The 26,536-nt window shown below is 62.2% G+C and carries 20 protein-coding genes; 3 read left to right on the plus strand and 17 right to left on the minus strand.

Annotated elements, in window-relative coordinates; translation table 11 throughout:
* The first annotated feature begins 55 nt into the window (after nt 1-55).
* Together ACPWMG_RS04570 and ACPWMG_RS04575 are read left to right on the plus strand one after the other, a co-directional pair.
* Complete coding sequence (locus ACPWMG_RS04570; RefSeq protein ID WP_483303475.1) at nt 56-1,462, plus strand: zinc-ribbon and DUF3426 domain-containing protein; 1,407 nt, start codon at nt 56-58, stop codon at nt 1,460-1,462.
* Between the two features lie 41 nt (nt 1,463-1,503).
* Nucleotides 1,504-2,406: a carbohydrate kinase family protein gene (locus ACPWMG_RS04575; protein ID WP_483303476.1), complete on the plus strand. Its 903-nt coding sequence runs from the start codon at nt 1,504-1,506 to the stop codon at nt 2,404-2,406.
* Between the two features lie 130 nt (nt 2,407-2,536).
* Here the strand turns inward: ACPWMG_RS04575 and ACPWMG_RS04580 are convergent, their stop codons facing one another.
* The 8 genes from ACPWMG_RS04580 to ACPWMG_RS04615 all read right to left on the minus strand — a co-directional run bounded on the left by ACPWMG_RS04580 (nt 2,537) and on the right by ACPWMG_RS04615 (nt 12,918).
* Entirely contained in the window at nt 2,537-3,142 is a 606-nt protein-coding gene (locus ACPWMG_RS04580) for a histone (RefSeq protein WP_483303477.1), read from the minus strand.
* Nucleotides 3,143-3,318: 176 nt separating this feature from the next.
* On the minus strand, nt 3,319-4,494 hold the full coding sequence (locus ACPWMG_RS04585; RefSeq protein ID WP_483303478.1) for a ribonucleotide-diphosphate reductase subunit beta: 1,176 nt from the start codon (nt 4,492-4,494) through the stop codon (nt 3,319-3,321).
* A gap of 177 nt (nt 4,495-4,671) precedes the next feature.
* The gene (locus tag ACPWMG_RS04590) at nt 4,672-7,602 is read right to left on the minus strand and encodes a ribonucleoside-diphosphate reductase subunit alpha (RefSeq protein WP_483303479.1); all 2,931 of its coding nucleotides are present in this window, start codon (nt 7,600-7,602) and stop codon (nt 4,672-4,674) included.
* Nucleotides 7,603-7,982: 380 nt separating this feature from the next.
* On the minus strand, nt 7,983-8,573 hold the full coding sequence (gene ampD, locus ACPWMG_RS04595; RefSeq protein WP_483303480.1) for a 1,6-anhydro-N-acetylmuramyl-L-alanine amidase AmpD: 591 nt from the start codon (nt 8,571-8,573) through the stop codon (nt 7,983-7,985).
* Nucleotides 8,566-10,092 (minus strand): sigma-54-dependent transcriptional regulator, encoded by a 1,527-nt coding sequence (locus tag ACPWMG_RS04600; RefSeq protein ID WP_483303481.1) that lies wholly within the window; start codon nt 10,090-10,092, stop codon nt 8,566-8,568. Before ACPWMG_RS04600 ends, ampD begins: the two co-directional genes overlap by 8 nt.
* A gap of 10 nt (nt 10,093-10,102) precedes the next feature.
* Nucleotides 10,103-11,842, minus strand: a complete 1,740-nt coding sequence (locus tag ACPWMG_RS04605; protein WP_483303482.1) for a sensor histidine kinase — start codon at nt 11,840-11,842, stop codon at nt 10,103-10,105.
* A gap of 10 nt (nt 11,843-11,852) precedes the next feature.
* A complete protein-coding gene (locus ACPWMG_RS04610) occupies nt 11,853-12,089 on the minus strand; it encodes a PP0621 family protein (protein WP_483303483.1) in 237 nt (78 codons plus the stop codon).
* Between the two features lie 28 nt (nt 12,090-12,117).
* Nucleotides 12,118-12,918, minus strand: a complete 801-nt coding sequence (locus ACPWMG_RS04615; protein WP_483303484.1) for a cytochrome C assembly family protein — start codon at nt 12,916-12,918, stop codon at nt 12,118-12,120.
* A gap of 79 nt (nt 12,919-12,997) precedes the next feature.
* Here ACPWMG_RS04615 and ffh point away from each other — a divergent pair, with 79 nt between their 5' ends.
* Nucleotides 12,998-14,380, plus strand: a complete 1,383-nt coding sequence (gene ffh / locus ACPWMG_RS04620; protein WP_483303485.1) for a signal recognition particle protein — start codon at nt 12,998-13,000, stop codon at nt 14,378-14,380.
* Between the two features lie 51 nt (nt 14,381-14,431).
* Here the strand turns inward: ffh and ACPWMG_RS04625 are convergent, their stop codons facing one another.
* The 9 genes from ACPWMG_RS04625 to ACPWMG_RS04665 all read right to left on the minus strand — a co-directional run bounded on the left by ACPWMG_RS04625 (nt 14,432) and on the right by ACPWMG_RS04665 (nt 26,479).
* On the minus strand, nt 14,432-15,217 hold the full coding sequence (locus ACPWMG_RS04625; RefSeq protein WP_483303486.1) for a PEP-CTERM sorting domain-containing protein: 786 nt from the start codon (nt 15,215-15,217) through the stop codon (nt 14,432-14,434).
* An 82-nt stretch (nt 15,218-15,299) separates the two neighbouring features.
* Entirely contained in the window at nt 15,300-17,381 is a 2,082-nt protein-coding gene (locus tag ACPWMG_RS04630; protein ID WP_483303487.1) for a LamG-like jellyroll fold domain-containing protein, read from the minus strand.
* Between the two features lie 207 nt (nt 17,382-17,588).
* Nucleotides 17,589-19,826 (minus strand): glucans biosynthesis glucosyltransferase MdoH, encoded by a 2,238-nt coding sequence (mdoH, locus tag ACPWMG_RS04635; protein ID WP_483303488.1) that lies wholly within the window; start codon nt 19,824-19,826, stop codon nt 17,589-17,591.
* Between the two features lie 180 nt (nt 19,827-20,006).
* On the minus strand, nt 20,007-21,410 hold the full coding sequence (locus ACPWMG_RS04640; protein WP_483303489.1) for a sigma 54-interacting transcriptional regulator: 1,404 nt from the start codon (nt 21,408-21,410) through the stop codon (nt 20,007-20,009).
* A complete protein-coding gene (locus ACPWMG_RS04645; RefSeq protein ID WP_483303490.1) occupies nt 21,407-22,108 on the minus strand; it encodes a hypothetical protein in 702 nt (233 codons plus the stop codon). The genes ACPWMG_RS04640 and ACPWMG_RS04645 overlap by 4 nt, the downstream gene beginning before the upstream one ends.
* Nucleotides 22,109-22,124: 16 nt before the next feature.
* Nucleotides 22,125-23,543, minus strand: coding sequence for a sensor histidine kinase (locus ACPWMG_RS04650; RefSeq protein WP_483303491.1), 1,419 nt, complete (start codon nt 23,541-23,543; stop codon nt 22,125-22,127).
* Nucleotides 23,540-24,907, minus strand: coding sequence for a tRNA (N6-isopentenyl adenosine(37)-C2)-methylthiotransferase MiaB (miaB, locus tag ACPWMG_RS04655; protein ID WP_483303492.1), 1,368 nt, complete (start codon nt 24,905-24,907; stop codon nt 23,540-23,542). The genes ACPWMG_RS04650 and miaB overlap by 4 nt, the downstream gene beginning before the upstream one ends.
* 110 nt (nt 24,908-25,017) lie before the next feature.
* Nucleotides 25,018-25,389, minus strand: a complete 372-nt coding sequence (locus tag ACPWMG_RS04660; protein WP_483303493.1) for a hypothetical protein — start codon at nt 25,387-25,389, stop codon at nt 25,018-25,020.
* A gap of 61 nt (nt 25,390-25,450) precedes the next feature.
* Nucleotides 25,451-26,479, minus strand: a complete 1,029-nt coding sequence (locus tag ACPWMG_RS04665) for a 2-hydroxyacid dehydrogenase (protein WP_483303494.1) — start codon at nt 26,477-26,479, stop codon at nt 25,451-25,453.
* Between the last annotated feature and the right edge of the window lie 57 nt (nt 26,480-26,536).

Raw genomic sequence — 26,536 nt, forward strand, 5'->3', positions numbered from 1 at the left:
CCAGGGGCGTTTCACCACACAACGACTTCACAACTCCCCGACACCATCACCCGCTATGGCCCTGGTCACCCGCTGCCCCGAATGTGCGACGCTGTTCAAGATCGTTCCCGACCAGCTTCGGATCTCTGAGGGTTGGGTGCGTTGCGGCCATTGCAACGAAGTTTTTGATGCGTCGGTGGATTTGCACCAGCAGCCCAACGAGGCGCTGGTGGCAACGCCGGTTGTGCCGCTTGCAGCTCCCGCTGCCTCGTCTGCTGAACAGCCCGCTGCTCAACCCTGGATTGACGGTTCAGAGCAAGCGTCTGCGCCGTTGCATCTGGAGTTTCCCGATCCTCCGCAGCTTTCTCAATTGGCGCCAGAGCCGATACGTGCTCTCGGTGCGGACGACGTGTATGGCGTGGATCATGCCAATCGCAACACTGATGCCGCCGATTCAACGATGGACGATGTCCACCGCGAGCCCGTCTCTGCAGACGTTTTCGAACCCTATACGCCGACCAGTGTTGAAGTAGCCTTGGAGGCTGAGTTCGACCGGGAACTGCAAGCGTTGGAAGACGAGTCTGCCGCCGAGTGGCGGGCGGATCAGCCGGAATCGCTAGAGGCTGCTGGCGATCGCGACTTTTCTGCCGACGTTTCTGGCGACCTTCTGACCGAAGATCTATTTGATGAGCATGCGGTTGATGGGCCGTTACCCGCGGTCTCCGAGCAGGTCAGCAAAGAGGCTGATATAGCCGAATCTGATTCGGTCGAGCCCAGCGTGCCCGACATGCCATCCATGGGTGAAGACGCCGTGTTCGTGGCACCGTTTGTGTCCACCGCTGTGGACGAAGACGAGCCTGCGAGCACCGCCGCTGCAATGGTGGCGGCAGCTATGCCGCTTGTGGCTGCGCCTGGGTTGGCATCATCCACACCATCGGTTTCCGCTCCCTCCGTGCATGACTATTCATTTCTGCATGGGGGCCACGCGCACAGCACCATCTGGCGCAAACCGGCCGTGCGGTATGCATTGATGGGTTTGGCGACTCTGCTTCTGCTGGCGCTGGGCCTGCAATGGCTGGTCGTGCAGCGCGAAGTAGTGGCTGCGCATTGGCCGCAGAGCCGGGCTTTCCTGGTGTCGGTGTGTGAGCCGTTGGGCTGCAGCGTCTCGGCACTGCGCCGGATTGATGCGATTTCAATCGATAGCTCTGCGTTTACATCTTTGCGCCGCGGTGCTTATCGGTTGAATGTGGTGTTGAAAAACCGCAGCCCCTATGCATTGGCAGTACCAGCAATTGAGTTGGCATTGACCGATTCACAAGAACAAGCGGTGATCCGGCGCGTAATCCCACCTCATGAGTTGGGTGTGCATGCCGAGGCCATCGAGGCGAATGGCGAGTTGGTTGCGTCGGTAGATCTGGCGGTGCCAGACAATGACGCCGCCACGCGCATCGTTGGCTACCGACTGCTGGCGTTCTATCCCTGATTTCTCTTTTTTCTTTATTTCATTTTTAGAAGCAAAACACTATGGCAGCCATCATTTGCGGATCACTGGCGTTCGACACCATCATGACGTTCCAGGGGCGTTTCTCGGATCAGATCTTGCCCGACCAACTGCACAACCTGAACGTCTCTTTCCTAGTGCCCACGCTGCGCCGTGACTACGGCGGCTGCGCAGGCAATATCGCCTACAGCCTGCTGCAACTCGGTGGCACGGCGCTGCCTATGGCGGCCCTGGGTCAAGACGGTGGCGACTACCTGCAGCGCCTCAAGACGTTGGGCATCAGCACCGAGTACGTGCGTGAGATTAGCGAGACCTACACCGCGCAGGCCATGATCATGACCGACATGTCGAACAACCAGATCACGGCGTTCCATCCCGGCGCCATGTCTGAAGCGCACCAGACCAAGATCACGGCGCGCGCCGATGTGAAGATCGGCATCATCGCGCCCGACGGCCGTGATGCCATGCTGCAGCACGCCGAGCAATTCAAGGACGCCGCCATTCCGTTCATCTTCGATCCGGGTCAAGGCCTGCCAATGTTCAACGGCACCGAGCTGCTGCGCTTTGTGGAGTTGGCGACGTGGATCACGGTGAACGACTACGAAGGCAAGATGCTGTGCGAACGCACGGGCTTGAGCGAAGCCGAGTTGTCCAAGCGCGTTGAAGGCCTGGTCATCACCTTGGGGGGCGAAGGTTCCGAGGTGTGGGTGGGAGGCGAGAAGACTTTGGTGCCGCCCGTGAAGGCGACTGAAGTGGTCGACCCGACGGGTTGTGGTGACGCATACCGTGGCGCGTTGCTGTTCGGCCTGGAACAAGGCTGGTCGCTCGCGCGTTGTGCGGCTTTGGGCAACCAACTGGGTTCCTTGAAGATCGCTCAACGTGGCCCGCAAAACTACACCGTGGACCGCGCGGCGCTGGGCCTGTAAGGCAACAGACGCCTCTTAAACGGAAACACCGGTGCAAAGCGGGTGCCCAAATAAAAAACCGGCTCAAGGCCGGTGTCCCAATGAAAAACCCGGCGCGAAGCCGGGTTTGAAACGCAGGTAAGGCCCTGAATTAGGGCTTGCTTGCGGTAGGGAAAGGCCAGGCTGCCTGTGGGTTCAGCGTGGTCTGTGCGGCCGAAGTCGCAGGGGCAGGCTTGGCTGCTTTCTTGGCAGGAGCTGCCTTCTTGGCGGCAGGGGCTGCCTTCTTCGCAGGAGCTGCTTTCTTGGCGGCGGTGGCCTTCTTGGCTACGACGGCCTTCTTGGCGGCAGGAGCAGCCTTTTTGGCAGGGGCGGCCTTCTTGGCTGGCGCAGCTTTCTTCGCTACAACGGCCTTCTTCGCTGGTGCTGCCTTTTTGGCAGGAGCGGCCTTCTTGGCTACAGCGGCTTTTTTCGCTGGAGCGGCCTTCTTAGCAGGAGCTGCCTTCTTAGCTGCAACAGCCTTCTTCGCTGGAGCGGCCTTCTTGGCAGGAGCAGCCTTCTTGGCTACAACGGCCTTCTTCGCTGGCGCTGCCTTTTTGGCGGGAGCGGCCTTCTTGGCTACAACAGCTTTCTTCGCTGGAGCGGCCTTCTTGGCGGGAGCAGCCTTCTTGGCTACAACAGCCTTCTTCGCTGGAGCTGCTTTCTTAGCAGCGGTCTTTGGTGCGGCTTTCTTTGCGGCCGGTTTTTTTGCAGTTGCCATTTTTCTCTCCTTGATCGATTTACAAAGAGCACTTCGCGCCAGTTGGTCGGCGCCAAGCGATGCATGGCGTTGGGCCAATGCCCAGCGCCATGAACTCGGTTACACCCTCTGCGCCACGTTCTACGCCGTGTGCGGCCGAGGGTTGATTGTGAAAATCCATCAGATGTAGCGGGGACTTAATCCCACGAGAGCGCACCGCCCGATTGGTACTCAATGACGCGGGTCTCGAAAAAGTTGCGCTCTTTCTTCAGGTCGATCATCTCGCTCATCCAAGGGAACGGATTCTCTTCATTCGGGAACAGGGTTTCCAGTCCGATCTGCGTGGCGCGACGGTTCGCGATGTAGCGCAGGTAGCCCTTGAACATGGAAGCATTCATGCCCAGCACGCCACGCGGCATGGTGTCTTCGGCGTATTGGTATTCCAACTCCACCGCTTGCATGAACAGGCCCTTGATTTCTTCCTTGAACTCGGCGGTCCACAGATGTGGGTTTTCGAGCTTCAACTGGTTGATCAAGTCGATGCCGAAGTTGCAGTGCATCGATTCGTCGCGCAGGATGTACTGGTATTGCTCGGCGGCGCCGGTCATCTTGTTCTGGCGGCCCAGCGCCAAAATTTGCGTGAAACCAACGTAGAAGAACAGGCCTTCCATCAGGCAGGCGAACACGATCAGCGACTTGAGCAGCGTCTGGTCGGTTTCGTGCGTGCCGGTGTGGAAGTTCGGATCGCTGATGGCGTCGATGAACGGGATCAGGAACTGGTCTTTGTTGCGGATCGACGGCACTTCGTTGTACGCGTTGAAGATCTCGCTTTCGTCCAGGCCCAACGACTCGACGATGTACTGGTAGGCGTGGGTGTGGATCGCTTCTTCAAACGCTTGGCGTAGCAGGAACTGGCGGCACTCAGGCGCAGTGATGTGGCGGTAGGTGCCCAGCACGATGTTGTTGGCGGCCAGCGAGTCGGCGGTCACAAAGAAGCCGAGGTTACGCTTGACGATGCGGCGCTCGTCTTCGGTCAAACCATTCGGGTCTTTCCACAGCGCGATGTCACGGGTCATGTTGACCTCTTGCGGCATCCAGTGGTTGGCGCACGTGGCCAAGTATTTTTCCCAAGCCCACTTGTACTTGAACGGCACCAGTTGGTTGACGTCGGTCTGACCATTGATGATGCGTTTGTCGGCCGCGTTCACGCGACGAGCAGGCGTGGCGCCGGCGGTTTGCGCCAAGGTTTTGGCGTGCTGCAAAGAGACCGATGCGGCAGTCGTCGGCGAGGCTTGGTCCAGGCGGTTGGTGGTTAAACCGCCAGAGGCTACCGGCTGCAGTGAGGGCTTGACTTCTTCGTCCCAGGTCAACATAAATTTTCCAATGTGCGGATTATGAAAGCGGACAGGCGAAATGGAAAGCTTCCAATTTTTTCGCCGCCGATTTAATAGGTGAATGAGGTCCGACTGTTGCTCATTAGCATCGCGCGAGCGGCATCATGTGCTGCGTGATGTCATGCGACATGGCGTGTCGCGCGATGCTGTGAGAACTTACTGGCAGGCTTCGCAGCCTGGGTCGTCAATCGCGCAGAAGCGAATGTCGGTGGCTGGTGCATCAACGGATGCTTCTTGTGCCATTTGCTGACGTGCGGCGGCTGCGGCCACATCGACTGCGTTCATCTTGGCTGAGGTGGTCTCGTTGCCTGAAGACACCGAGTTCATACGGCCAGCGGTCACCGTGGATTTTTCAGCGTGGGTCGCGCCGCGGGTACGCAGGTAGTACGTGGTTTTGAGGCCGCGCGTCCATGCGAGTTTGTAGGTGTCGTCCAGCTTCTTGCCAGAGGCGCCAGCCATGTAGATGTTCAGCGATTGCGCTTGGTCGATCCACTTCTGACGACGTGCTGCAGCTTCAACCAACCAGGTGGTTTCGACTTCAAATGCCGTGGCGTACAGCGCCTTGATTTCTTCTGGCACGCGGTCGATGGGTTGCAGCGAACCGTCGAAGTGCTTCAGGTCCATGACCATCACATCGTCCCACAGGTCCAGACGCTTCAGGTCGCGCACCAGGTAGCTGTTGATGACGGTGAATTCGCCCGACAGATTCGACTTCACCGACAGGTTGCCGAAGCTTGGTTCGATCGACGCGTCCACCCCAATGATGTTGGAGATGGTGGCGGTCGGCGCGATGGCCACACAGTTGGAGTTGCGCATGCCGTCGGCTGCGATCTTCCGGCGCAGGGCGTCCCAGTCGAGGGTCGACGAACGGTCGACTTCAACGTAGCCACCACGGGCTTCGGCCAGCATGTTGAGGGTGTCCAGAGGCAGCACGCCCTTGTCCCACAGCGAGCCCTTGTAGCTGGAGTACTTGCCGCGTTCCTTGGCCAGTTCGCTCGACGCCCAGTAGGCGTAGTAGCAGATGGCTTCCATCGACTCGTCGGCAAACTGCACGGCGGCTTCGCTGGCGTAAGGAATGCGCAGTTCGTACAGGCTGTCCTGGAAGGCCATCAGGCCCATGCCCACAGGGCGGTGACGCAGGTTCGAGTCACGCGCTTTCTTCACGGCGTAGTAGTTGATGTCGATCACGTTGTCCAACATGCGCATGGCGGTGGACACGGTCTTCTTCAGCTTGTCATGGTCAACGTGGCCGTCCTTCAAGTGGCGCAGCAGGTTGATCGAGCCCAGGTTACACACAGCGGTTTCGGTGTCGCTGGTGTTGAGCGTGATCTCGGTGCAAAGGTTCGACGAGTGCACCACGCCAGCGTGTTGCTGGGGCGAGCGCACGTTGCAGGCGTCCTTGAAGGTGATCCAGGGGTGGCCGGTTTCGAACAGCATCGTCAGCATCTTGCGCCACAGGTCGGTGGCTTGCACGGTCTTGGCGGGCTTGATCTCGCCGCGTGCGGCTTTTTCTTCGTAGGCCACGTAGGCCTTCTCGAATGCCGTTCCGAACAGGTCGTGCAGGTCAGGCGTGTTGCTGGGCGAGAACAGGGTCCATTGGCCCTTTTCCATCACGCGGCGCATGAACAGGTCAGGAATCCAGTTGGCGGTGTTCATGTCGTGCGTACGGCGGCGGTCGTCGCCGGTGTTCTTGCGCAGTTCCAGGAACTCTTCGATGTCCAAGTGCCAGGTTTCCAGGTACGTGCAGACCGCACCCTTGCGCTTGCCGCCTTGGTTGACGGCGACAGCGGTGTCGTTCACCACTTTCAGGAATGGCACCACACCTTGGGATTCACCGTTGGTGCCCTTGATGTGGGAGCCCAGAGCGCGCACGCGGCTCCAGTCGTTGCCCAGGCCGCCGGCAAACTTCGACAGCAAGGCGTTTTCCTTGATCGACTCGTAAATGCCGTCCAGATCGTCGGGCACGGTCGTCAGGTAGCACGACGACAGTTGCGGGCGCAGCGTACCGGCGTTGAACAGCGTAGGCGTGCTCGACATGAAGTCGAACGACGAGAGCACTTCGTAGAACTCGATGGCGCGGCTTTCACGGTCGATTTCGTTGATGGCCAGGCCCATGGCCACACGCATGAAGAAAGCCTGTGGCAGCTCGATACGCGTCTTGCGCACGTGCAGGAAGTAGCGGTCATACAGGGTTTGCAGGCCCAGGTAGTCGAACTGCAGGTCGCGGTCGGCCTTCAGCGCGGCGCCCAGCTTCTTCAAGTCGTACTGCAGCAGCTTCTCGTCGAGCAGCTCGTTTTCTACGCCCTTCTTCACATATTGTGGGAAGTAGTCGGCGTAGCGCTCGGCCATTTCAGGTTGGGTAGCTTCTTCGCCAAGCACTTCCTTGATGATGGTGTGCAGCAGCAAGCGCGCGGTGGCGTAGGTGTAGTCAGGGTCTTTTTCGATCAGCGTACGGGCCGCCAGGATCGAGGCCTTGTAAACCTCTTCGATCGGCACGCCGTCGTACAGGTTGCGCATCGTTTCGGAGACGATGGGGTCGGGCAACACGCTGGCGCTCAGGCCAGAGCAGGCTTGCTGGATCAGTTGCTGCAGGCGGCCCACGTCCAACGCCACACGCTCGCCACCGTCGAGCACGTGCAAGGCGGGCACGGGTGGGGCTTCCACATGGGTTTGCTTGGTGCGCTCTTGCGAACGGCGTTCGCGGTACAGCACATAGGCACGGGCGATTTCGTGGTGGCCGCCACGCATCAGGCCGAGTTCCACCTGGTCTTGCACGTCTTCGATATGGAACGTGCCGCCACCTGGGCGCGAACGAACCATGGCACGAATCACACCCTGCGTGAGGTTGTCCACCACTTCGCGCACGCTGGCCGAAGCCGCACCTTGCGTACCGTGCACTGCCAAGAAGGCTTTCATCAATGCGACAGCGATCTTGTTCGGCTCGAACGACACCACAGCACCGTTGCGGCGAATGATCTGGTAGTGCGCCAACGCGTCATGCGACAGGCCGTGAGCGGCTTGGCTGGCGCTGGCAGGTGCCACATGGCCCTGGGGAACGGCAGAGGGTGTGTTCAATGCAGTTTGCATGGTTTCCTTTTCGTTGGTTTTCTAGGTGTAAATGAGGCCATCCGGTGGCTGACGCGGCTGTCGGATGGGGGCTTATTAAGTGTGGTTTCGCTGTGCAGGAAACACTATATATGGTGTGCATGATCAATTCAATGCACTACCTGTAGTGTACCTTGGCCGCGGGGGCAGGGTGCCGTGGCCCATGCTGTTTCGCACCTGGGTGAGGGGCTAATACGATGGCCCGCCAGTGCCGATAAATTCAATGTTTTTTGGAGAAAAGCCAGTGTGCATAAGGCTTGCAAGCCGATATGCCTTTGAAAGCCGCGCCATCTTTGCGTGGGGCGTTTGGGCGGATGCCTGAAAGAGGGGCTGAGATGTGGTTGAAATGAAGCAAAAAAAATTTATTTTTTTGCTTCACCGATGGTGCAAATCGGAAACATTTCGGCTGGCCACCCCGTGCCTTTATGCAGTGCCGACCAGTCAAACCCGGGGCCTGGGTCCAACTTGCGGCCTGGGGCGATGTGCTCGTGCCCCGCCACATGGCGAATCGGATACGCCAGCGCAAGCGCCGAGGCCAGGCTCTCCAGGGTCTCGTATTGGGCGGGCTCGAAAGTTTCGCCTTCGAGGCCCTCTAGTTCAATGCCAATCGAGTCGTCGTTGCAGTTGTCGCGGCCGCGATAGTGAGAGGCCCCGGCGTGCCAGGCGCGTGCGTCGCAGCTCACAAACTGCCACAGTGCGCCGTCGCGCCGAATAAAGAAGTGAGCCGATACCTGCAGGCCGCGAATGCCTTGGAAATACGGGTGGGCGTCCCAGTCCAGTGCATTGCAAAACAAGGCGCGCACTTCGTCGCCGCCATATTGGCCCGGCGGCAGGCTGATGGAGTGCAGCACCACCAAGTCGATCTGCGCGCCTTCGGGTCGTGGCCCAAAGTTGGGCGAGGGTTCTGCGTGGGCGTTGCGATACCAGCCGTCATGCCACAGCGGCTCACTCATCTTGCGGCTCCTGCTCGGAGGGTGCCGAAATATTGAGGCGTTCGATGCGGTAGCGGATCTGCCGCAGGCTCAAGCCCAGCCGCGCGGCGGTAGCCGTGCGGTTGAAGCCGGTGGCGCGCAGTGCTTGCACCAGAATGTCGCGCTCCTGTTGGTCCAGATAGGCTTGCAGGTCGGACGGCAAAGGCGCGGGGCCTGAGGTGTTCCACTCTGATGGTGCGGGTGCTGCCTCATCGTCTGGAAACAGCGTGCCGTCGCTGCGGGTCAACGGGCTCAGGTTTTCGGTGGGCTCAAAGTCCACGTGCAGGGTGTCGTTTTCGCTCATGGCGATGGCGCGGTGCAGCAGGTTTTCCAGCTCGCGCACGTTGCCCACCAAGGGGTTGCGCGCCAACTGCTGCAGCAGTTCATCAGACACCATGGGCGGCGGCAGGCCGGACTCGCTGGCAATGCGGTGCAGCAAGGCATCGCATAGCGCGGGCAGGTCTTCGCGGCGCTCGCGCAGCGGCGGGATGACGATCTCAATCACGTTGAGCCGGTAATACAGGTCTTGCCGAAAGCGCCCAGCCTTCACTTCCTGGGCTAGGTCTTTGTGGGTGGCGCTGACCACGCGCACATCGACCGCAATTTCGTGTGTACCACCCAGGGGGCGTACGCGCCGCTCCTGGATGGCGCGCAGCAGCTTGGACTGCATGGCCAGCGGCAGGTCGCCAATTTCGTCCAGGAACAAGGTGCCGTCTTGCGCGGCGGCGAAGTAGCCTTCTCGGTCTTGCAGTGCGCCGGTGTAGGCGCCTTTCTTGGCGCCAAAGAATTCGGCTTCGAGCAGGTTTTCGGGGATGGCGCCGCAGTTCACGGCGATCAGCGGGCCGCCCGCACGGTGGCTATTGGCATGCAGCGCCTGGGCGACCAGTTCTTTGCCCGTGCCCGATTCACCACGCACCAGCACCGGGGCCATGCTGCGCGCCACTTTAATGATGCGCCGCTTCACGCTCTGCATGGTTTCAGAGGCACCCACCAAACGTTGCAGCGCATGCACGGCGGCTGGTGACATGGTGGCCGGGCCAACTGCCGTTGCCGGCTGTGGCGTCTGTGCGGCGGCTGGGGTCGCGGTGCTGCTTGGCGCTGCGATCGGTTTGGTGGCCACGTCGCGCAGGGCGGATGCCACGACCGCTCGAAACTGCTTCAGGTCGACAGGCTTGGTCAGGTAGTCGAACGCGCCCGACTTCAGTGCTTCGACTGCGTTTTCGGCCGAGCCATAAGCCGTCATGACGATGACGCGCTCCGGCCGTTGGGCTGCGCGCAGTTGCTGCAGCACTTCCAGGCCGGTGCCATCGGGCAGGCGCATGTCGGTGATCACCACGTCGAACTGTTTGGCTTGCAGCAGTTGCATGGCCTCGGCCACGTCGGCGGCGGTGTCGATGCGGTAGCCCTCGCGCAGCAGCGTCAGCTCGTACAGCGTGCGCAGATCGGGCTCGTCGTCGACGACCAAAATGGCGGCGCTGGCAGACTGAGGGGACATGGGCATGGTCAGGGCGTCAAGACAATAAGGGTTCGAACAAATCGCCCGTCACGGTCGATGGTTTGGGCGGGCGAAAGTTCACATAAAACTCGTTGCCTGGCACGTCGCGGCCGGCCAGGTCGCGCGAGGCGCGCTGGTAGCCGATCACGGCGCGGTGGCGTTCACACAGCTCCCGGCAAATATACAGGCCCAGGCCGCTGGAACGGCTCTCTGAGGAGAAAAAGGGTTCGAACAAATGTTGCTCCACCGCTTGTTCCATCGGTGCGCCATCGCTCCACACGCGCAGAATCGATTGCCGGTAGTTGGACAAGTGTGTGCTGACTTGAATAGCGCCGTCTTGGCGGCTCACATAACGCTGGGCGTTGTCGAGCAAGTTGACCAACACACGTTGCAAATGGTCGGGGTCGAAGTCCACCGGCAGTCCCAGCGTGCCCATGGCCCACTGCACCTTGCGCTGCGCGGGGTCTTGTTGCATCCAGTCGCGGCAGATGTGGATCACCGCATCGTCCAGGTTCACCTGGATGGGCGAGGTGCGCTGCCCCCCGGAATGTTGCACACGCGCGATGCCCAACACCTCGTCGACGATTTTGGCCAGGCGCTGGGCGTTGTGGCGCACCATCTCGGTCAACTGCTTCTGATGGGGGGAGGTCAGGTCTTCGTCGAGCAGCGCGTTGGCCTGGGTGATGGCGGCCAAAGGGTTGCGGATTTCATGTGCCACAGCGGCCGACATGCGTCCCATGGCCGCCATTTTTTCGGTGCGCAGGCGGGCCTCGATCTCGCGCAGGTCGTGCATGAACATCACGCAAAGGCTTTCGGCGCGTACTTCATGCGACAAGGTGAGCCGTGTGCGCACCCGCACCCGACGCGGGCTTTTGCCGGGGTAGACGATGCTGACGTCGGCCGCCTGCGCGGTTTCATCGGCGAAGGTTTGGCGGGCCATGGCGGCCAGTGGCTGCCAGGCCGTGCGACTGCCCAGGTGTTCTGTCTGGCGCGGGCCGGGTTTGTCGGCGCCCAGCATCTGGCGTGCGGCGGGGTTCACAGCGCGCATGCGGCCGCTGGCGTCGACCACCACCACGCCATCGGTCAGCGTTTCCATCACCAGTTCGTTCACGTGGGTTTGCAAGCGTGCGGTCATCACGCTGCGCAACGCGCGTTGCTGTTCGCGCACCAGGCGCGCGGCGAGTTGGTTGACCACAAAGGCGGCGGCAAAGTAGCCCAGGCCGGTCAGTCCGCTTTGCACCAGCCGCGCGGTCTGGTCGGCACCGGGCTGGCCGCTGAGCCACCAGGCTTCGGCCAAGGTCAGCAGTGTCATGCCCGCCGCCGTGCCCAGCGCCATGGTGCGCGAGCCCAGCAAAGAGGCCAGCAACACGGGCACCCCTAATAGCGGAGCGAAGTTGATGTTGCCGGTTTGGGCCACTTGCAGCACCGAGATGGCAACGGCATCCACACCCACGGTCCAGATCCAGAAGGGCGAGCGGGTGTTGGTGGCCTGATCGGGTGTCGCCAACACACGCACCGCCACCGTGCTGATGAAATACACCGCGCAGAACACCAGCAGCCACACCGGTACGGCGCTGCCCATGAAGAACAGCGTGGTCTGCAGGGCCAGGATGGCCAACGCGATCATCACGCGTGTGGTCATGAAGCCATACCACACACGCACCAACGGCAGTTGGTCGGAACTCCCTGCCGCCAGGGGCAAGAACTCTGACTCCAATGCGTCGAGGGGCTCGCCGCTTTCCCAGTTGACGCTCATAAAGAGATGGTCACGATTGGGCGGATTGCTGCAGGTGTTGCGGGCTGCAGTAAACACCTTTTGGCCCGCGCACCGCGTCGGCTTCGGGCAGATGCAGGCCACAGACGTCGCAGCGCACCATGTTTTGCGGCAGGCGCTTCTGGGCTTGCTTGGCGGCGTTTTGGCGTTCTTTTTGGTGGTCGACCCGGCCATTGCGCCAGAGCCAGACGCCGAGCAAGACTGCCAGCAGAACGATGATGAGTTTCACGGACAGAGAGTCGTCTCGTTAGGTTAAATCAGGCGGCGCGGTGCAACACCACTTCAAGCACGAAGCGTGAGCCCACATACGACAGCAGCAGCAGTGCTGCGCCGATGTACAACACCCGCACGGCTTTGCGGCCGCGCCAGCCAAAGCGCGAGCGCCCTAATATCAGAATGGCGAAGGTGATCCACGACAGCACCGAGAACAGCGCCTTGTGGCTCCACTTCCAGGTGGACTGGCCGTACAACTGCTCGCCAAACCACCAACCCGCCAGCAGCGTGCCCGACAACAGCACAAAACCCGCACTCACCAATCTGAACGTGATGCGCTCCAGTGTGAGCAGCGGAATGCCGGCAGATGAACCACCCGGCTGGCGCATCTGGCGTTCAGCGCGTGTCATCAGCCAGGCATGCACCACGGCGGCGGCAAACAAACCATAAGAGGCAATGCCCAACGCCGAATGCAGCGGCAACCATGGCGAGGCGCTGGTGTGCATGGGTGTGCCAGGGAAGAGCAGCGCCAACAGTACAGCGGCCGCGCCCAGCCCGGCCAAGGCCCAGCGTGCGCGGAGTTCAGGGAACAGGTGGCTTTCTACCGCATAGACCGTGAGCACCAACCAGGCGGTCACCGACAAAGCCGGCGCAAAACCAAAGCGCGGTGTGCCGTCGAGCAGCGTGGCGCACAACACCACGGCGTGCAGCAGCCAGGCGACCAATAAGGCGCCACGGCTGGCCGACATGCTCAGCCGAGCGGCGCCTGCGGCCGGTATGGCGTAAGCGGCAGCGGCGGCTGCGGACAGCAGCACGATGGCCAGGGGCACAGTCGTTAAAATCATGGGCAGAGTTTAGCGTTTTGCACCCTGCCGGCGGTACTGCCGGCCCCAACTTCAGGTTCCGCGTCAGCGGAAAAACCCCATGGCTTCCGCACTTACCGAAAAACTATCCCGCCTCGTCAAAGAAATCCGTGGACAGGCGCGTATCACCGAGTCCAACGTGTCCGACATGTTGCGCGAAGTGCGCATGGCGCTGCTTGAGGCCGACGTGGCCCTGCCCGTGGTGCGCGATTTCATCGCCCGCGTGAAAGAAAAGGCGCTGGGCCAAGAGGTGATGGGCTCGCTGTCGCCAGGCCAAGCGCTGGTGGGCATCGTCAACCGCGAGTTGTCGGCCACCATGGGCCAGGGCGTGAGCGACATCAATTTGTCGGCCCAGCCTCCGGCGGTGATCTTGATGGCCGGCCTGCAAGGTGCCGGTAAAACCACCACCACGGCCAAGCTGGCCAAACTGCTGATCGAAAAGCGCAAGAAGAAGGTGCTCACGGTGTCGGGCGACGTGTACCGCCCCGCCGCCATCGAGCAGTTGAAGACCGTGACGGCCCAAGCCGGTGCCGAATGGTTCCCCAGCACGCCCGACCAAAAGCCCGCCGACATTGCGCGCGCCGCCATCGACTACGCGCGCCGCCACTACTTCGACGTGCTGCTGGTCGACACTGCCGGTCGCCTGGCGATCGATGAAGTGTTGATGGCTGAAATCAAGGAATTGCACGCGCTGCTCAAGCCCGTGGAAACCTTGTTTGTGGTCGACGCCATGCAGGGCCAGGATGCCGTGAACACCGCCAAGGCTTTCTCGGACGCGCTGCCGCTCACCGGCATCGTGCTGACCAAGACCGATGGTGATTCACGCGGCGGCGCGGCCTTGTCGGTGCGCCACATCACGGGCGCGCCTATCAAGTTTGCCGGTACCAGCGAAAAGATCGACGGCCTGGAAGTGTTCGACGCCGAACGCCACGCCGGCCGTGTGCTGGGCATGGGCGACATCGTGGCGCTGGTCGAGCAAGTGTCTGCCGGTGTGGACATGGCCGCCGCGCAAAAGCTGGCGGCCAAGGTCAAGAGCGGCGAGGGTTTCGACCTCAACGACTTCCTGAGCCAGATCCAGCAGATGAAGCAGATGGGCGGCCTCTCCAGCCTGATGGACAAACTGCCGACCCAGATGGCGGCCAAGGCCGGCCAGATGGACATGGACAAGGCCGAGAAAGACATCAAGCGCAAGGAAGGCATCATCCAGAGCATGACGCCGCTGGAGCGCCGCAAACCCGACCTCATCAAGGCCACCCGCAAACGCCGCATCGCCGCTGGTGCCGGCGTGCAGGTGCAAGAAGTCAACCGCCTACTGAACGAGTTTGGTCAGATGCAGGAGATGATGAAGAAGATGAAGGGCGGCGGCCTGATGAAAATGATGAAGAAGATGGGCGGGATGAAGGGCATGGGCGGCATGAAAGGCATGCCGAAGTTGCCGTTCTAAACGGTACAAAAAAAGGGCCGCGACGCGGCCCTTTTTTATTGCTTTATCAGCTTAGCTTTTGCGCCGTGTACGCCATCCCAGGGCGGCCAGAGCGGTCAGCATCAGCACCATGCTCGAAGGCTCGGGCACGTGCTGCAGCGTGTAGTTGGCCAGCGTGGCCAGTTGGGCTTCGGTCAGGCCTTCCAGGCGCGGGTCGTTCAAAAGATCGAGGCCAGTGGACTGTGCCAGGTCCACATCGGCGGCGGTCGGGCCGTCTTCGTCGCTGGACAGGAACGCGAAGTTCAGCAGGCTCAGAGCTGCGCCGGGTGCGATGCTGACGGTGAAGGACACGTTGTAGCGGTCGGGGGTGATGGCCGCGACACCCAGGCCGTTGTTGCCTGAGACGAGTGCCAGCACGGGGTCGCTGCCGCATTGGCCGGTCCAGTCGTCCTCGCAGCTGACGATCAAGCCGCCCTGGTTGTATTGGATCAGTTCGTCGCCGTCCGAACCCAGGTTGCCGAAGAAGTTCAGCGTGGTGGTGATGACCTGGTTGCTGGTGTTGGTGAACGTGTCGAAGAAGCGGAACACGTTGCCGCTCAGCAACTCGACCTGACGGGTTTGCGTTAAGCCTGCGGTACCGCTGTTGTAAAAGCCGAAGGCGTCGAAGGCGCCGTTACCGCCGTCGACGACCTGGCCCAGGGCCTGGTTGTAAATTGGCGTGGTGCCGCCAGCGCCGGTGTAGCTGGTGCCGTAGCCGCTGCCATTGAAGATGCCGCCGGTGGCTTGCAGAGGGGCCGCTTGGGCACTGACGCTAAGAAGCAATGCAGCGGCCGTGGCCGTGACGATGCGAGAGAACATGGGAAAAACTCCAAGATAAAAAATACGAGGGGCAGCCCATCGTGGGCTGCCGATATGGATCAACGTGTGGTGTGGCGCCGCGTCAGCTGCGGCGCGCCGTCAGCCACTGGGTTGACGGCAGGGGGCGGCCCACCAGGCGGATCTCACCGATCCAGCCGTAGTAGCCATCCGTGAGCACGGTGTCCCACCAGCCAGCGCCGACGATCCACGGGTTGTTCACGCTGATCGAGCGCGTGCCCGTTTCCGCGTTGGCGATGTTGCGCAGCACCGGCGCGCCGTCGACAAACATCGTGGTCATGCGCGTGGCCGGGTCGTTGACGATGGCCACGTGGTACCAGGTGCTGCGGATCAGTTCACCGGACCAGGCGGTCTGCGCATTCTGTGAATTGCTGGCGGGCACGATTTCCCACTGCACTTCGCGCAGGCTGGAGATGGCGAACAGCACGCTGGAAGCTTCTGGATCACCACCGCGGAACCCGCCCGGCACGCTGCCACGGCGACCCACGCGGCCAAGTAAGTTGGCCCAGCGGTGCTTGTTCGAGTCCCAGTCGGCCGGCAGCTTGATGAAGGCCTCAATCGTGTAGCCGTTCCAGAAGCTGCGGTTGTTGATCGACACACCCACCTGGGTCAGGAAGGCGTTCAAGCGGTTCACCGTTTTGTCGGTGTTGAGGAAGCGCACGCTACCGGGTGCCGACGACAGGTAGTGCTTGTCGGTAGACCAGACCACATCGCCCAACTGGGCGGCACCGGCCGGTGTGGAGCGGAACAGATGCTGGCCCACGTGCTGGCCGCTGGTGGTGATGTTCGGCATGGCTTCGCCGATCTGCACGACCCGGCCTTCGCTGATGCCGGCCGGTGCGCGCCAGTGCGCGTAGTTGTCTTCGCCGGTGATCAGCGGGAAGTCGTTGGCATCTGCTGGCGGGCGCATGACTGTTGGCGTCGGCTCGACGTAGCTGGCGAGGAATTCGCTGCGCACGCGCGGCAGGATGGCGGTGCCAGTGGTGGACGGCGTTGGTTTCCAGCGCAAGAAACCGGCAAAGCGCTTCTTGAAGTTGATGCTGATGCTGAAACGCTGGTTCGCTGCGGTGAGTTCGGCAAAGTCGAACTGCGTCAGCGTGTTGGCGGGTTTGCCCACCACCCAGGGTGAGAACGACATCACGTCGATCTTGTTGCCGACCAGGTCAACCTCGTACAGACGCATCATGGCGTTGCCGCCCTGGTAGTCCATTTGGTAGTCGACCACCATCTGGTGCACTTCGTTGCCGAACTTGTTGAACTTGGGCAGGTAGGCCGCACCGTGGTGGTGGCCGTTCAGCGTCATGAAGATCTGGTCGTTGTCGTTGATCAGCTTGTCCCAGAGCATCTTGCCGTACTCGGTCTCGGCCGGCGTCACGCCATCGGCGTTGATGTTGAGCAACTGGTGGTTCGACAAGATGACCGGCAGGGTCGGGTTGCGGCGGATGACGTCGCGCGCCCAGGCGATGGCCGCATCCGAGATGCGCCACGACAGCGACAGCACCATGAACTGCACGCCATGCGCGGTGAACACATGGTATTCGTGGAAGCCCGAGCCGTCGCGTTCGCGGAACGTGCTCTGGCGGGCTGCGCGATTGGTTGGGAACCACTGCAGGTAGGGTTCAGCCGACAGGTTGCGTTGCGCGTCGGTGCCCGAGCCCTGGTCGCTTGGGAAGCGGTAGTCGTAGTCGGTCAACACGTCGTGGTTGCCGGCCAGGATGGAGTACGGCACGCCGGCGGTCTCCAGCAGCTTCATGGCGTCATCGGCCACGCGCCACTGGTTGGGCTTGCCAACCTGGTCGACCACGTCGCCCAGGTGGATCGCGAACGGGATGTTGTACTTGCTAGCGTTGTCGGCGATCCACTTCGTTTGTGCGGCGTAAGGCGTGGAACCGTAGCGGTTCTGGAACTGCTGGCCTTCGTCGGTGGTCGCGTAGCGCGAGTAGAACTGCGTGTCGGGCATCACGGCGATCGCGAAGCTGGTGACGGCGGCCGATGCCGCCTGTGCGGCCTGGAGGAAGCCGCCGCCGACGGCCATGGCCGACAGGCCGGCTGCGCCGCGCAGCATGCTGCGGCGGTCGCTGACCATGAGCTGTTGTGGTGTGTTGTCGGTGTCCTGCTCTAAGGCACCGTTGGTTTTCTGGATCATTGCATTCAGTTAGTTGTGAGCTCCCGCCCGAGAACGCAAAGTATGGAAAACCCTTACGACATTGTCGTGACAAGAGAAGGCTGCTGATCTATCCGGCCGGACGCGGCCGGCATGGTCACGCTGATAGAAGCACGTCATACGAATGCATGCGCCAAAGAAAAAAGCCGGCTCATCGAGCCGGCTTTTTGTGTGGGTGTGGCGCTGGGATCAGGCCGCCAACAATGCACCTTGTGCGTTCTGGGCCGCAGCCTGTTCTAGGCGACGCGCATGCACCTTGGCGCGGCGCAGCACGGCAGGCGACCAGCTTTCTTCTGGGATCAGCAAGAAGCGGCGTTGGCGCAGGGCGGTGCCCAGGGCGATTTGGCTGGTCAGCACGGCGGTAGGGATGGCCAACAGCAACGGGGCGCCGATGGGGATCAACCACACCAGGGCGCTGGCGTCGATGGCGGCAATGCCGGCGGCCAGCAGCGCGATGACCAGGGTCATCGGGGCCAGGCTACGGGCGGTGGCACCCCAGCTCAGCGCAACGGCGTCACGGGGAGGTGACTTCCAGTCGAGCTTCACGCCGGTGATGGCGATGATCACAAACAAGGTGTGGGCCAACATGCGCACAGGCGATTGCAGCATGGCCAGAGCGCTTTCCAGCAGGGCGCTTTTCACCAGGCTGAAGCCACCGCCAAAGCGACGTTGCTCACCCTTCATGAATACCGCAATGATGCCCAACACACGTGGCAGGAACAACATGCTCAGCGTCCAGACCCACAAGCCCATCAGTTCAGCGGGCAACACATCCCATTGACCGGACATCACTTGGGCGCTGGCCAACACGTGGGAGCCAGACAGCCACAGAGCCGTGCCCAGCGTCATGAACGCCAACCACAGAGGAGCCGACAGGTACGACAGCGTGCCGGTGATAAACATGGCGCGGTGCACGGGGTGGATGCCGGGCTCGGCCATCAGGCGGGCGTTTTGCAGGTTGCCTTGGCACCAGCGGCGGTCGCGTTGCAGTTCAGATAGCAGGTCTGGTGGTTGTTGTTCGTAGCTGCCCACCAAGTCGGCCACCAGCCACACGTGGTAGCCAGCACGGCGCATCAAAGCGGCTTCCACGAAGTCGTGGCTCATGATGCCGCCGCTCATGCCGCCGGTGCCCTTGATAGGGGCCAGGGCGCAATGTTCCATGAACGGAGCGACGCGGATGATGGCGTTGTGGCCCCAGTAGTGGGACTCACCCAGTTGCCAGTACTGCATGCCCAGCGTGAACAGGCGGCCGGTCATGCGCGAGGCGAATTGTTGGGCGCGGGCGTGCAGGGTCACGTGGCCAATGGCTTGCGTGGCGGTCTGGATGATGCCGGCCTTGGGGTGCACTTCCATCAGCTTGACCATCGACGTCAGGCAGTCGCCGCTCATCACGCTGTCGGCGTCCAGCACGACCATGTATTTGTAGTCTTTGCCCCAGCGGCGGCAGAAGTCGGCCACGTTGCCAGCCTTGCGGTGGCTGCGGCGGGTGCGCAAGCGGTAGTACACCTCGACTTGTGGGCCGTTTGTTTGCGTGGCCAGTGCGGTGCGCAGGTTTTCCCAGGCGTCGCGCTCGGCGCGAATGATGGCGGGGTCGTAGCTGTCGGACAGCACAAACACGTCAAAGGCGCCGCTGTGGCCCGTGGCGGCCACCGATTCGCAGGTGGCGCGCAGGCCAGCGAACACGGTCGACACGTCTTCGTTGCAAATCGGCATGATGATGGCGGTGCGCGCATCGGTGGGCATGGCATGGCCTTGCACTTCGCGGGCCGACAGCGAATGTTTGTCACCACGCAGGCTGACATAAAAGCCCATCAAGGCGGTGACAAAACCGGTCACGACCCACGCCGACAACAAAGCGAACAGGCCGAGCTGGCCGTATTCGAGCCAAGCATTGTCGTAATCAGGTTGCACACCTGCGAACAGCGTGGTGGCCAGGGCCGTGGTCAGCAGCGTGATCATCAGGAACACGTTGCGGCGTTGGCTGGCGGCTTTTTGCCAGGTTTCTGGCGCAGCTTGTTCTTGTTGGGCTGCAGCTTCAGGACGGCGGCCCGACAAACGCATCAGCGTGCCGGTGGCAATGCTGTTCCAGAAACCGCGCCATGGGCGGGGCACCATGCTGCCGCGATGCACGGGTGGTGCGGTCACAGAATTGGGGTGGCGCTCTTCGCGCAGCGCGCTGCGCTGGCCAACCCAGGTTTGGCCTGGCAATTGGCGACCGATGCGAGCCACCGGTTGTGTCGTCACTTCGGCTGGCGCCGTCGTGGTTTCTACTGAAGCCACACGTGGTGTGCGGTTCCAGTTCCACGGCTTGGCGGCCAGTTGGACCCCGTCCTGGGCCCGGGCCTGTCGGCGGCGCGCGAGCACCGTCGAGGGAGTTTGGGTGTCTGCTTTGGGCAGTGCGGAGGAGGTGTGCGACAGAGGCTTCATGCAACATATAGTGCAAACCCTGTGCCACATTGAAAAATTGTTTTAAATCAATGGGTTAGATTGATTTTTTGAGCTTTTGAAGGGAATTGGCACCAATGCCCCCCTAAAACTGGCCTGATTTGTCGCCAAACGGCGACAAACTAGTTCACACCCCGGGCTAACCCTATATAAATCAAAGACTTAATCTTGTCGTTCGTCAGCGACAGCGTTTCCAGGCGCCTCGGATTTGAACAAACCAGGCGTCAGTTCGTGCTTTTGCAGCAAGCGGTAGAACTCGGTGCGGTTGCGATCGGCCAGGCGTGCGGCATCGGCCGCATTGCCGTCGGTAAGCTTGAGCAAACCCACCAAATACTCGCGCTCGAAGCGCTGTTTGGCATCGGCGTAGTTCAGCACCTGCACGCTGGGCACGCGCAAGGCACGTTGCACCAAGGCCAGTGACACCAGTGGTGTGGTGGACAGCGCACACACCTGTTCCACCACGTTGAACAACTGGCGTACGTTGCCAGGCCACGAGGCCACGGTCAGGGCCTTCAGGGCTTCGGGGGCGAAGCCGCTCAGGCGCTTGTTGTATTTACCGGCCAGGCGCGTCAAGAAGTGGTTGGCCAGCAGCGGAATGTCTTCGCGGCGTTCGCCCAGCGTGGGCAGGGTCAGCGTCACCACGTTGAGCCGGTAATACAAGTCTTCGCGGAAGTCGCCTGTGGCCATGGCGGCGTCGAGGTCACGGTGCGTGGCGGAGATGATGCGCACGTCTACCGGAATGGATTGGCTGGAGCCCAGCGGACGCACGGCGCGCTCTTGCAGCACGCGCAACAGCTTCACTTGCAGCGACGGTGGCATGTCGCCAATTTCATCGAGCAGCAAGGTGCCGCCGTCGGCTGCCTGAAACAAGCCCTTGTGGTTGGCCACGGCGTCGGTGAAGGCGCCCTTCATGTGGCCGAACAATTCGGATTCGAGCAGCGCTTCGGGGATGGCGCCGCAGTTCACCGCCACAAAAGGCTTTTTGGCGCGCGGGCTGGCGCGGTGGATGGCACGCGCCATCAGCTCCTTGCCGGCACCGCTGTCGCCGCGCAGCAGCACGCTGGCGTCAGACTGCGCAATCATGCGCGCCTCGGCCAAGATTTCCGCCATGCGGTTGGAGCGGCTGACGATCTCGTTGCGCCAGGCTTCATCGCCCACCGTGGCGGGCAGCGGGGGCGCGCTCAGCGCCAAGGCTTGCGAGATTTTGTCGAGCAGCTCTTTGCCCTCGAACGGTTTGGTGAGGTAGGTGAACACGCCGCGCGCTGTGGCTTCTACCGCATCGGGAATGGTGCCGTGGGCGGTGAGCAAAATCACCGGCAGTGAAGGGTGGCGGGCACGCACTTCGTCAAACAGCGCCAGGCCGTCGCGGCCGGGCAGTTGCACGTCGCTCAGCACGAGCTGCGGGCGTTCAATGTCCAACTGGTTGAGCGCCGCCTCGGCCGAGCCCACGGCCGAGACGCGGTAGCCAGCGGCCGTGAGGCGCATGGACAGCAGGCGCAGCATGTCGGCGTCGTCGTCCACCACCAGGATGTGGGGCGCGGCGTGGTGTTGTGGATTCGGTGTCATGGTGTTGGTGCTTGGTGCGGCGTCGTGCCGTTGCCTGGACTATTGCGTATAGATCCGGGCAGTGGGCGCGAGTTCAAGCTGCGCTCCAGCGTACGCATGGCTTCGAGGCGGTCGTTCAATTGGTCGTTGCGGCGCTGGGCGTCACGCAAGGCTTGGGTTTGTTTGTCGAGCAGGTCTTCCACGCGTTTTTGTTCGGCGTAGCGCGTGCCCAGCAGGCGGGCCAGCGGGTGCAAGGCGGTGGCTTCGTCGGTCACCTTGTTGAGCACACGCTGGGTGGCGCTGAGTGCGCGGGCCAGGTCGGCGGGGTTGCGCGTTTGGCTCAGGGCCACGGCGAATTGCAGGTCTTCAAACGGGCTGCGCACGGCGTCGGGCAGGTCGCTCAGGCGGGCGATTTCTTGCGCCAACTCGGGCGGGGCCATGGCGCGCGTGCGGTCGGCGTAGCTCAGCACGGCGCTGTTCAACGGGCGCTGGGCCAGGCGGGTGGTGACCACGTCGCCGCTGGGTTGCACCGGCAGGGTGATGGCCGTGGTCAACACCGGCTCTGCGGCGGAAGCGGCACTGCTGGGCGGCGCCGGTGGTGGCTCGGGGGCTTGGGGTGGCGGTTTGGGGCTGCTGACGCAGGCCGCCAGCAGCGCGCTGGCCGCAAGACCGGAGGCGCAGCGCAGCGCGCGCAAGCCAGTGGTAGAGAGGTGGAGCATGTTCATGGGGCTGGAGTCAACCTGGAAATTGGAGCCGGAAGTGGGCGCCGGGTTGTTCGGGCAGCAAGCTGATCTGGCCGCCGTGTGCGGCCACGTATTCGTGCACGATGGACAGGCCTACGCCGGTGCCGCGTACGGCGTCGGAAGGCTGGCGTTGGCCACGGAAAAAGGGTTCAAAAATGCGTGCGCGGTCGGCCTCGGCCACACCCGGGCCGCTGTCGTGGATGTCGATGGTCACGGTGCCAGCGTGGGCCGCCAATTGCAGCAAAATTTTGCCGCCCGGTGGCGAGAAGCGAATGGCGTTGGACAGTAAATTGGCAATCACCGTGCCCATCTTCGCCACATCGACACGCGCCACCACGTCGTCACCCTCGATGCGCACGGTGAGGCCGTGGCTGCGCCACTGCAGGCGTTGCGCGTCGACCTGGTCGTCGAGCAACTGGCGCAAATCGCATGGCTCGCGGCGCAACTGGCGCGCTTCAAAAGCGGCGGCGTTGAAGCGCAGCAGGGCTTCAATCTGGCTCTGCAGCGACAAGGTGTTCTGGTGCAGGATGCTCACCACCTCGCGCTGGTTGCCGTTCAGCTCGCCGGCCACGCCGTCGCTCAGCAACGAAACCCCTTCGCGCATGGCGGCCAGCGGGGTTTTGAGTTCGTGCGAAATGTGGCGCAGAAAACGTGCCTTGTCGGCGTCCAGCTCGGTGAGGCGCAGGCGCAGCCATTCGAGCTGCTGACCCACGCGGCGTACGTCGCTCGGGCCCTGGATGTCGATGCTGTCTTCAAGGCGGTTTTCACCCAGGCCGACGATGGCGTGTTCAATGCGTTTGAACGGCCGGGCCAGCCAAATGCCAAAGGCCACGGCCAGCACCACGGCCAGCGCAATCGCAGCCATCACCTGGCGCGTGAGCATGTCGCGGCTGGCTTTGAGTTGTGTGGTGAGCTCGCCGTTGCGTTGCGCAATGGCTTGCTGCACCTGCTGCGCCACGGTGGAATTGATGACTTCCAGGTCGCGAAACTCGGCCGCCAGCATGCGCTCGCGCTCAAGGTTGGTTTCGCTCGGGCCGTCCATCAGGCCGCGCAGCAGGTTGAATTGTGTGCGCCAGCGTTCGGCCACTTCTTCGGGCAAGTCTGGCGGGCGCAGGCCCGACAAAATGTTCAAGGCTTCGCGGCCGGCTTCTTCAAAACGACGACGCAGCGGCTGGTCGTTCAAGATGAGCGACTGGCGCGCGGCACGTTCCATGTTGGCGCTCCGCTCGGCCAGCGATTGCGCGGCGGCATTGAGCTGCAGCGCACGTGCTTGAAAGCCGGCGCTTTGCGCCATGAGTTTGTCGAAGTTGAACACTGCCGCCAGCGCGCTGGCGCCCAGCAACGCAGCGATCAGCAAAAACGCAACCAGCAGCAACTGCTGGAAAGAGGCGCGGCGTTTGGTCAAGCTCACGCCGCTGCGGAGCCTTCTAATGCAGCGCCTTCTTGCACCAGTACTTCGCCGCGCAGCGAGTACGACTTGGCTTCCGTGATGTTCACGTCGATCATCTGGCCCACCAGGCGCATCTGGCCCTTGAAGTTGACCACGCGGTTGCACTCGGTGCGGCCCATCATTTCTTGGCCATCGGCGCCGGCGCGCTTCGAAGGGCCTTCGACCAGAATGCGCTGCACCGTGCCCACGCGCTGTGCGGCAATGGCACGCACGTTGGCGTCGATCACGCTTTGCAGATGCTGCAGGCGGGCCAGCTTGACGTCGTGTGGCGTGTCGTCATGCAGGTTGGCAGCCGGTGTGCCGGGGCGCGGGCTGAAGATGAAGCTGAAGCTGTTGTCAAAGCCAATGTCATGGATCAGCTTCATCATCTTCTGGAAGTCGTCATCCGTCTCGCCAGGGAAGCCGACGATGAAGTCGCTGCTCATCGCCATGTCGGGGCGGATGGCGCGCAGCTTGCGCACCGTGCTTTTGTATTCCATGGCGGTGTAGCCGCGCTTCATGGCCATGAGGATGCGGTCGCTGCCGTGCTGCACCGGCAGGTGCAGGTGGCTCACCAGTTGCGGCACCTTGTCGTAGGCTTCGATCAGGCGCGGTGTGAACTCGTTCGGGTGGCTGGTGGTGAAGCGGATGCGCTCAATGCCGGGAATGGCCGCCACGTATTCGATCAGCAGCGCAAAGTCGGCGATCTCTTTGGTGTCGCCCATGGGGCCGCGGTAGGCGTTGACGTTCTGGCCCAGCAGCGTGACTTCACGCACGCCCTGGTCGGCCAGGCCGGCCACTTCGACCAGCACATCGTCAAACGGGCGCGAGACTTCTTCGCCGCGCGTGTAGGGCACCACGCAGTAGCTGCAGTACTTGGAGCAGCCTTCCATGATGCTCACAAACGCCGAGGCGCCTTCGACGCGCGCAGGCGGCAGGTGGTCGAACTTTTCAATCTCGGGAAAGCTGATGTCCACCTGCGGGCGGGCCAGCTTGGCGCGGGCGTTCAGCATCTCGGGCAGGCGGTGCAGGGTTTGCGGGCCAAACACCACGTCAACATACGGCGCACGCTGGATGATGGCCTCGCCCTCCTGGCTGGCCACACAACCGCCCACGCCAATCTGCACGCCTTTTTTCTTCAGGTGCTTGATGCGGCCCAGGTCGGAGAACACTTTCTCTTGCGCCTTCTCGCGTACCGAGCAGGTGTTGAACAAGATCAGGTCGGCTTCTTCAACGTTTTGTGTGGCCTCGTAGCCTTGGGCGGCGTGCAGCACATCGACCATCTTGTCCGAGTCGTACTCGTTCATCTGGCAGCCGAAGGTTTTGATAAAGACTTTTTTACTCATGGGGAATCTCGTATTACTCTGAAAAACATAGCTGCTTCCGCAGGTGGCAGAAGCGTCAGAGCCTGTTTTTTCTTAAATGCTGCGCAGGCCGCGCAGGAACCCACGGGGGCTCAGAAGAACTCGTACCAGCGCCGTGTGGGCGTGTTGGGTCGGGGCAGCGCGATCTCATCCGCCGTCAACACCCACACGTCGAACACCATGCCGGTGCTGGGTTCGCGCACGTAGTTGACGACCAGTGTCTGTCCCACAAAAGAGCCCGACACGGCGAAGTTGTTGGCGATGTTGCGGATGCGTGCGCCGGGGGCCAAGCGGTCGGCCTTGCCGTCGAGCAGGATCTCCGGCGGCTGCGTCACCTGCAACTTGCCGCGCAAGGCGTTCGCAGGAAACTCGCGTATCTGGGCCGAGGCCAAGCCAGCCGTCGCCAACAACAGGGCAGCGACAGCGTAACGAAGAGAAGAGGGGATGTGTGGTGTGGTGTGCATGCAGCGGATCGTGGTTTATATCCAGAGGCTGTGTGAAGCCCGCGATTTTATCTGACGGGGTTTACCGCACAGCATTAGTTGGGGATACCGCCGTCTCCAATTGCAATCGGTGCTGCAGCGGCCGGCCGGCCTCGGCGTCATCCAGGCTGGACAGGGTGGTTTCGGCAATCGCCGCCAGCGCCTCTTCGGTCAAAAACGCCTGGTGGCCGGTGACCAGCACGTTGGGAAAGGTCAGTAGCCGCTGAAAGTCGTCGTCCTGGATGATCTCGCTCGACAGGTCTTCAAAAAACAGGTCGGCTTCTTGTTCGTACACGTCGAGCGCCACGCCGCCGAGTTGCTGGTTTTTCAGGCCGTTGATCAGCGCACGGGTGTCTACCAGCGCACCCCGGCTGGTGTTGACCAGCAGCAGGCCGGGGCGCGCGGCAGCAATCACGGCGGCGTTGACCAAATGGTGGGTAGCGGGGGTCAGCGGGCAGTGCAGGGTGACGATTTCGCTGGTGGAGAGCAGCGTTTTTACCGGCACGTAACGCACACCCATGGCTTCCAGCGCGAGGTCGTGTGCCACGTCGCTGGCCAGCACTTCGCAGCCAAAACCCAGGCGCAGCGTGCGCGCCACCAAGGCGCCGATGCGGCCGGTGCCGACCACGCCCACCGTGCGGCCATGCAGGTTGCGGCCGATCAAGCCGTCGAGCGCAAAGTTGTTTTCGCGCACCCGGACCCAGGCGCGGGGGATTTTGCGGTCCAGCGCCAACATCAGCGCCACCGTGAATTCGGCCACCGCGTGCGGCGAGTAGGCGGGCACACGCACTACAGCGATGCCGAGTTGTGCGGCCGCCAGCAAATCCACTTGGTTGTAGCCAGCGCAGCGCAAGGCGACGGTGCGCACGCCGCAGGCGTGGAGCTGCGTGAGCACCGCGCGATCCAGGCTGTCGTTGACAAAGACGCAGACGGCGGCAGAGCCGAAGGCCAGTGCAGCGGTGTGCTGGTCGAGCCGCGCTTCGAGGTAATGCAGCGTGTGGCGGCCGTCCTGGTTGGCCGCGTCTAGAAAACGCCGGTCATAGGGCTTGGTGGAGAAAACCGTGACGTCCATGCAGGCCCCTCTTTTGATCGAGGGGCCATGATGGCACAGGGCGTTTGTTTTTCGGTG

The sequence above is a fragment of the Hydrophilobacter chitinilyticus genome (assembly GCF_049860745.1).
Taxonomy (GTDB): Bacteria; Pseudomonadota; Gammaproteobacteria; order Burkholderiales; family Burkholderiaceae_C; genus Rhodoferax_B.

Excerpts from the sequence above, each read along its gene's own strand:
- ACPWMG_RS04570 (WP_483303475.1), top strand. The coding sequence starts at position 56 with ATGGCCCTGGTCACCCGCTGCCCCGAATGTGCGACGCTGTTCAAGATC.
- ACPWMG_RS04575 (WP_483303476.1), top strand. The coding sequence starts at position 1,504 with ATGGCAGCCATCATTTGCGGATCACTGGCGTTCGACACCATCATGACG.
- ACPWMG_RS04580 (WP_483303477.1), bottom strand. The coding sequence starts at position 3,142 with ATGGCAACTGCAAAAAAACCGGCCGCAAAGAAAGCCGCACCAAAGACC.
- ACPWMG_RS04585 (WP_483303478.1), bottom strand. The coding sequence starts at position 4,494 with ATGTTGACCTGGGACGAAGAAGTCAAGCCCTCACTGCAGCCGGTAGCC.
- ACPWMG_RS04590 (WP_483303479.1), bottom strand. The coding sequence starts at position 7,602 with ATGCAAACTGCATTGAACACACCCTCTGCCGTTCCCCAGGGCCATGTG.
- ampD (WP_483303480.1), bottom strand. The coding sequence starts at position 8,573 with ATGAGTGAGCCGCTGTGGCATGACGGCTGGTATCGCAACGCCCACGCA.
- ACPWMG_RS04600 (WP_483303481.1), bottom strand. The coding sequence starts at position 10,092 with ATGCCCATGTCCCCTCAGTCTGCCAGCGCCGCCATTTTGGTCGTCGAC.
- ACPWMG_RS04605 (WP_483303482.1), bottom strand. The coding sequence starts at position 11,842 with ATGAGCGTCAACTGGGAAAGCGGCGAGCCCCTCGACGCATTGGAGTCA.
- ACPWMG_RS04615 (WP_483303484.1), bottom strand. The coding sequence starts at position 12,918 with ATGATTTTAACGACTGTGCCCCTGGCCATCGTGCTGCTGTCCGCAGCC.
- ffh (WP_483303485.1), top strand. The coding sequence starts at position 12,998 with ATGGCTTCCGCACTTACCGAAAAACTATCCCGCCTCGTCAAAGAAATC.
- ACPWMG_RS04625 (WP_483303486.1), bottom strand. The coding sequence starts at position 15,217 with ATGTTCTCTCGCATCGTCACGGCCACGGCCGCTGCATTGCTTCTTAGC.
- ACPWMG_RS04630 (WP_483303487.1), bottom strand. The coding sequence starts at position 17,381 with ATGATCCAGAAAACCAACGGTGCCTTAGAGCAGGACACCGACAACACA.
- mdoH (WP_483303488.1), bottom strand. The coding sequence starts at position 19,826 with ATGAAGCCTCTGTCGCACACCTCCTCCGCACTGCCCAAAGCAGACACC.
- ACPWMG_RS04640 (WP_483303489.1), bottom strand. The coding sequence starts at position 21,410 with ATGACACCGAATCCACAACACCACGCCGCGCCCCACATCCTGGTGGTG.
- ACPWMG_RS04645 (WP_483303490.1), bottom strand. The coding sequence starts at position 22,108 with ATGCTCCACCTCTCTACCACTGGCTTGCGCGCGCTGCGCTGCGCCTCC.
- miaB (WP_483303492.1), bottom strand. The coding sequence starts at position 24,907 with ATGAGTAAAAAAGTCTTTATCAAAACCTTCGGCTGCCAGATGAACGAG.
- ACPWMG_RS04660 (WP_483303493.1), bottom strand. The coding sequence starts at position 25,389 with ATGCACACCACACCACACATCCCCTCTTCTCTTCGTTACGCTGTCGCT.
- ACPWMG_RS04665 (WP_483303494.1), bottom strand. The coding sequence starts at position 26,479 with ATGGACGTCACGGTTTTCTCCACCAAGCCCTATGACCGGCGTTTTCTA.